The sequence below is a fragment of the Flavobacterium aestuarii genome, assembly GCF_040049115.1.
Classification (GTDB): Bacteria; Bacteroidota; Bacteroidia; order Flavobacteriales; family Flavobacteriaceae; genus Flavobacterium; species Flavobacterium aestuarii.
This window is the reverse complement of record NZ_JBDLZZ010000036.1, coordinates 1-6,628: the sequence shown is the minus strand read 5'-3', so window position 1 is coordinate 6,628 and position 6,628 is coordinate 1. Positions and strand designations below refer to the sequence as shown.

The 6,628-nt window shown below is 34.1% G+C and carries 7 protein-coding genes; all 7 read left to right on the top strand.

Going from position 1 to position 6,628, the window contains the following annotated elements; genetic code table 11:
- Positions 1–164: 164 nt before the first annotated feature.
- The 7 genes from ABEG11_RS18865 (at position 165) to ABEG11_RS18835 (ending at position 6,443) form a co-directional block, all read left to right on the top strand.
- Complete coding sequence (locus ABEG11_RS18865; RefSeq protein WP_348825736.1) at positions 165–596, top strand: DUF2721 domain-containing protein; 432 nt, start codon at positions 165–167, stop codon at positions 594–596.
- Between the two features lie 25 nt (positions 597–621).
- Positions 622–1,524 (top strand): EamA family transporter, encoded by a 903-nt coding sequence (locus ABEG11_RS18860; protein ID WP_348825735.1) that lies wholly within the window; start codon positions 622–624, stop codon positions 1,522–1,524.
- Between the two features lie 152 nt (positions 1,525–1,676).
- On the top strand, positions 1,677–2,387 hold the full coding sequence (aqpZ, locus tag ABEG11_RS18855) for an aquaporin Z (protein WP_348825734.1): 711 nt from the start codon (positions 1,677–1,679) through the stop codon (positions 2,385–2,387).
- 83 nt (positions 2,388–2,470) lie between these two features.
- A complete protein-coding gene (locus ABEG11_RS18850) occupies positions 2,471–3,073 on the top strand; it encodes an alpha-ketoglutarate-dependent dioxygenase AlkB family protein (RefSeq protein ID WP_348825733.1) in 603 nt (200 codons plus the stop codon).
- A gap of 167 nt (positions 3,074–3,240) precedes the next feature.
- The gene (locus tag ABEG11_RS18845) at positions 3,241–3,519 is read left to right on the top strand and encodes a DUF2805 domain-containing protein (protein ID WP_077370373.1); all 279 of its coding nucleotides are present in this window, start codon (positions 3,241–3,243) and stop codon (positions 3,517–3,519) included.
- 156 nt (positions 3,520–3,675) lie between these two features.
- A complete protein-coding gene (locus ABEG11_RS18840) occupies positions 3,676–5,538 on the top strand; it encodes a M61 family metallopeptidase (RefSeq protein ID WP_348825732.1) in 1,863 nt (620 codons plus the stop codon).
- A 188-nt stretch (positions 5,539–5,726) separates the two neighbouring features.
- Positions 5,727–6,443: a DUF4369 domain-containing protein gene (locus ABEG11_RS18835; RefSeq protein WP_348825731.1), complete on the top strand. Its 717-nt coding sequence runs from the start codon at positions 5,727–5,729 to the stop codon at positions 6,441–6,443.
- Positions 6,444–6,628: the final 185 nt, after the last annotated feature.

Sequence of the window (6,628 nt, the reverse complement as noted above, 5' to 3'; positions counted from 1 at the left end):
GCCCAGATGGAAACGGCATCCTATTGTCCCGGGGTTCGGGACAATAGATATAGTGGACAGCTGGAGAATGCTCCTGAACACAGGCATGCATTCTAAAAAATTTAATCCGAAGCTGTTTTAATACTGTTTAAAATGCGACCTTTGCAGTCTAAAAAAATACACGAATGATACTTCATATTGAAACTCCCGCTTTATTGTTTTCGGCTACTTCCTTAATATTATTAGCTTACACCAATCGGTTTTTGACTCTTGCTACTATTATCCGCGGTTTAAAGAAAGCGTATAAGGAAAAAGAGAATCGGGTTATTTTGCTGGAAATTAAAAACCTTAACTTAAGACTCACTATTATCCGTTTTATGCAGATGGCAGGTGTCTTGAGTTTATTTTTGTCGGTATTTACGATGCTAGTATTGTTTTTGGATTATCAATTGACCGGGATTTATTTATTTGGATTCAGCCTTCTTGCATTATTGATTTCTTTGGCTCTTTGCTTTTGGGAAATAAATATTTCGGTTGATGCTTTGCGTCTGCATTTGAGTGACCTTACTCATATAAATATTGAGAAAGAAAAGCATTCTAGTATTGAAGCAAAATAATCCTCTAATTATCAATCACTCAACTATGTTTAAAAACAACACGCTTAAAGGGGTTTTTCTAGTAGGCATAGGAGCTACAAGCTATGGAATGCTTGCCACATTTGTAAAGATGGCTTATGAAGAAGGATATACAACGGCAGAAGTTACAATCTCTCAATTCCTATTAGGGATTGCTGGAATACTTATTATTAATGCGTTTCAAAAGGCCAAAAACAAGAACGAAGCTATTAAAGCTACGCCAAAAAATATTCTGCAATTAATAACTGCAGGAACATCTACGGGCTTGACAAGTGTATTTTATTATCTGTCGATAAAATATATTCCCGTTTCTATTGCTATAATATTATTGATGCAAACGGTATGGATTGGCTTGGTACTGGAAATGTTTCTGGAGAAAAAAATCTCTTCAACACAAAAAATCACAGCAGCGTTTGTAGTGCTTGCAGGAACGCTTTTGGCAACGAACATTTTTCAGGATGAAATTCAGCTGGATTGGCGAGGACTCCTTTTTGGCATGCTGGCAGCATGTTCATTTACGACCACAATGTTTACTGCCAATCGAGTGGCATTAGGAATATCTTCGGCTCAACGCAGTTTGTATATGCTTATTGGAGGAGCATCTATTGTTTTTATATTTGCGATTGCCACACTGCAAACATCATTCCGCTTTGAAATATTGCTAAAATGGGGAATTATATTATCGCTTTTCGGAACTATTATTCCGCCAATGTTAATGAATGCAGGTTTTCCGCTTACAGGCATTGGACTAGGAAGCATAGTTTCAGCATTGGAACTTCCTGTTTCTGTTTTGATGGCTTATTTTCTGCTTCACGAGGAAGTCGTCTTGATACAATGGATTGGAATATTCCTCATTATATTAGCAATAGTACTGATGAACTTGAATTTCAAAAAACCTCAACACCACTGATTATCAATTAAAAAGAATTAAGTTATCGTTATATCTGTTACTTTTTTTTTATAAATTCGTATCCATACAATTCTTACTAAATTAAAAGACATTGTATTGGAGATAGAATTTTGATTAATTAACTAATAATCTATTAACTTAATTTTTTTATCATGAAAAAACTTTTCGCAGAATTTTTCGGAACGTATTGGCTGGTTTTTGGAGGCTGTGGCAGTGCCCTTTTTGCTGCAGGTATCCCTGATTTAGGGATTGGATTTGCCGGAGTTTCATTGGCTTTTGGACTTACTGTTTTAACTATGGCGTATGCTGTTGGGCATATTTCAGGAGGACATTTTAATCCAGCCGTATCATTTGGGTTATGGGCAGGCGGCAGATTTCCAGCCAAAGATTTGCTTCCTTATATTATAGCTCAATGCATTGGAGCTATTGGAGCCGCAGGAACACTTTTTACAATTGCTTCAGGAAAAGCTGGATTTATGATTGATAACACTAAAGCGGGAGCTTTTGCCACAAATGGATATAATGCGTTTTCGCCTGATGGATATTCTATACAGGCCGCTTTTATAGCTGAATTTGTATTGACCTTATTTTTTCTTTTAATCATACTAGGTGCTACGGATAAATTCGCGAATGGAAAATTTGCTGGAGCTGCAATTGGTCTTGCTTTAACATTAATTCATTTGATCAGCATTCCTATTACTAATACTTCTGTAAACCCAGCACGATCATTATCGCAAGCTATTTTTACAGGCGGTGAACCACTATCACAAGTCTGGCTGTTTTGGGCAGCACCAATCTTGGGTGCTATTGTGGCTGGTTTTATCTACAAAACAGTATTGCAGGATCATTCGGAAGTACAATAGCAATCAGCAGTATAGAATTTTACAAAAAAAATTAAAAGGGAAAAACAAATCCAGTATTTTGTTTTTCTCTTTACTTTTGTATAATGAATTCATTATTTCAATCCGAACCTATATTTTTTAACTTGCCAGATGCGGAAATTATCTACTTTCCATCTTTTCTTTCGCTTGAAGAATCCAATTCTCTTTTTCTCGAATTACTAGAAAACACTCCTTGGCAGCAGGATGAAATTATGGTTTATGGCAAAAAATATCCGCAGCCTCGACTAACCGCTTTGTATGGAAATGAAGAAAAGCCTTACTCCTATTCTAATATTGTCATGCATCCTCATCATTGGACTTCATCATTAGAAAAAATAAAATTACTTGTCGAAAATGTTTCAAACGTTAATTTTACTACCGTTTTATTAAATTATTATAGAGATGGCAATGATGGAAACGGCTGGCATGCCGATAACGAAAAAGAATTGGGTTCCAATCCAATAATTGCGTCACTAAGCTTAGGAGCCGAACGAAACTTTCAATTGAAGCATAATAATAATGCTTCACAAAAAAAGAATATTATCCTAGAAAACGGCAGCTTACTGTTAATGAAAGGCTCAACACAGCATTTCTGGAAACATCAAATTCCTAAAACAAAAAAAACAATCGGAGCTCGAATAAATCTTACTTTTAGAATCATTAAATAAAAGAATATTCAATATTCTTTCTTAAAAATATCACTAATTCAAAAGAGCAAAAAAAATGATTTTTTTTTTACCTAAAATAAAAAGTAATTATAATTTTTATTAATATTGGTATTAGATTTAAAAACATTTTATTAAACATTAAACCCTATTGAATTAATTTTCACCTGATGAAAAAGAGTAACCGCAAAGAATTAAACTGGGAACAAACAGAAAGACTGATTGCATTGGCCCTGGAAGAGAGAAATCCATTTGAAATTATTCATAAAGAATTTGGATTGGCTGAAAAGGAGGTTCTTGAAATTATGAAAAAGAAGATGCCGGCCGAAAAATATGAGATGTGGAAAAAAAAGGCGATTGCGAGCAAACCAAAGCCAAAGCCTTTAAAAATAGATGATTTTGATGAAGACCTTGATGGAAAATATTACATAAAGAATAAACTAGACTAACCAAACCTTAAAACTCCTGTATTATCAGGAGTTTTTTATTGAATTAATTCCACAAAGACCGCAGCTAAACTTTTGTAACTCAAAAGTATTTATTTATACATTTTTGTAACTTTTTAAAATTTTGTAATACTAATCTACAAAACAAACATAGATAAAATGAAAAAAATACTCTTTACACTTGCTTTTACCTCCTTAATCTGGACGAGTAAAGCAAACATAACAAAACCGGCAGATTCAAAAAAAGAAGCAATCGAAGTCAGCATCAATCTTACTGATGTAAAAGACGACCAGGTTCTGGTTACAGTAAAAGCTCCAAAAATCACAACAGATGAAATTACATACAGCCTTCCGAAAACGGTTCCAGGAACATATTCGGTAGATGATTATGGAAAGTATACAGCTGATTTCAAAGCTTATGATAAAAAAGGCAATTTATTGACAGTTTCAAAAAACGATGATAATACCTGGTTAATCAAAAACGCAAAAGCTTTAGTAAAAATCACTTATCTAGTCAACGACACATACGATACTGAAAAAGGCCGAGGTTTTGGCCAAGACGATGTGTTCTCTCCTGCTGGAACAAATATTGACGCTGGCAAAAACTTCATGTTGAATTTACATGGTTTTGTAGGTTATTTTCAGGATAAAAAAGAAACTCCATACAAAGTTATTATTACACATCCCGCAACACTTTGGGGAGCAACATCAATGATCGATAAAGATGGATCGTCTACAACAGATGTTTTTGAAATGCCACTCTATTCGGAATTATTGGAAAATCCCATCATGTACTCTAAAGCGGATTACACCACTTTTACAGTTGATGGAATGGATATCCAAATTGCGGTTTACTCACCATCAGGAAAAATTACTGCAGAAAGCATTACTCCTGAAATGAAAACAATGATGACTGCCCAAAAAACATTTTTAGGAAAAGTCAATTCTACAAAAAAATATACAGTTATCTTATATCTTTCGACAATGTCTCCAACAGATGCAAAAGGTTTTGGAGCACTGGAACACCCTACAGCGACAACAGTTGTCATGCCAGAAATGATGCCAAAAGACGAATTGGTAAAACAGATGAAAGATGTAGTTTCACATGAATTTTTTCATATTGTAACCCCATTAACCATTCACTCGAAAGAAATCCAGTATTTTGATTATAACGCTCCAAAAATGTCTCAGCATTTATGGATGTACGAAGGTGTCACAGAATATTTTGCCAATTTATTCCAAATCAATCAGGGATTAATTGATGAAAATGAATTCTATTCCCGTATTTCCGAAAAAATACAAGGAGCTAATGAGATGAACGATACTATGCCTTTCACAACAATGAGTGCCAATGTTTTGACTGAGCCATACAAAGCACAATATTTAAATGTGTATCAAAAAGGAGCTTTAATTGGCATGTGCCTTGATATTCAAATCAGAGAAAGCAGCAATGGCAAAAGAGGGATATTGGATTTAATGCATCAATTATCAAATGAATATGGAGTATCAAAACCATTTAATGACGCAGATTTATTTGCAAAAATAACTTCCTTAACTTATCCTGAGGTAGGAGAGTTTTTTACCAAATACGTATCGGGACCTACTCCAATCCCATACTATGATTACCTGGCCAAAGTAGGGATCACAAAGATCATCAAAAAAACACCTGAGGGAATATTTCTGCAAGGTCAAGTTCCGTATGTAGGAGTAAACAAAGAAAATAAAGAAATTTTCGTCGCTCCAGACAAAGAATTACACATTTTTTACACGTCACTAGGTCTTAAAGCTGGAGATATTATTACTGCCATCAATGACAAACCGTATTCTTTGGATAATATTTATGAAATGATTACTGATAGCCAGAAATGGAAAGAAAACGATCCAATTTCTATCAAAATTAAAAGAGACGGGAAAGAACAAGTACTAAAAGGAACTGTGAAATTTCCATATATTGACACAGAAGGACTGGAAACCACTGATACATCCAAAGCTGCATTAAGACAAGCCTGGATGAAAGGATAATTGCCATAACTCATCACAAAATCCCATTCGTTCCAGCGAATGGGATTTTTTTTTTTAAATTCACATCCATTAAAACTATTCATTTCAACATTTTTCTTTATTTTGCGCCAAAAATAAACAAACCCAAAATGCTATCTTCGACATAGATGAATTGCATATTACGATTCCAAAAATCAATTTACTTACACATGAAAAATTCTATTATTGCCGTTGTTTCTTTGCTCCTCTTAGTTGCATGCAACAAAAATGAATCTAAAACAAACCTGCATATTACTGGAAATATCAAAGGGCTAAAAGAAGGTACTTTATACATTCAAAAATACAATGACACCGTTCTTACCGCTATTGACAGCATCAAGATTGACGGAAATTCTGCTTTCGAAAGCAACATAGACCTTAAATCACCAGAAATGTTATATCTGTATCTTGATAGAGGGGTAACCAATTCCCTGGACAATAACATTATGTTTTTTGCAGAACCAGGTACAATTAATATTGATACAAACTTAGATTCGTTTATTTCGAGTGCAAAAATAACAGGTTCTAAAAATCAGGAATTATTTGAAGAATACAAAAAAATAAACTCTCGCTTTAATGATGAAAACCTAACACTGATTGAGAAAAAATTTAAAGCATTAAAAAGCAACAACACTAAAACAATCGACAGCATTGCTCTTGCACAAGAAAACAACATCAAGCGCAAATACCTCTATGCAACCAATTTTGCTGTAAACCATAAAGATTATGAGGTTTCGCCCTATATTGCCTTGGCTGAAATATACGATATCAACATCAAATATCTGGATACGATTCAAAAATCCATGACACCAAAGGTAGCCAACTCACTATATGGTAAAAAATTGACTAAATATGTAAATGAAATTAAAAAAAGTGAAGTGAAGTAATTTCTCGGCCTTTATAAAAAACAAAACCGCCTTTATTGGCGGTTTTTTTGTACTTATAAAAACAGCTTCCTCTCATTTGTATGATAAAAAACGAGGAAGGCACCAAACTTCGGATCAAGAACAAAACCTGGGGAGGAATGTCAAAATAAAATCAGAAATTTGTAGTCTAAGAATTATATATGACT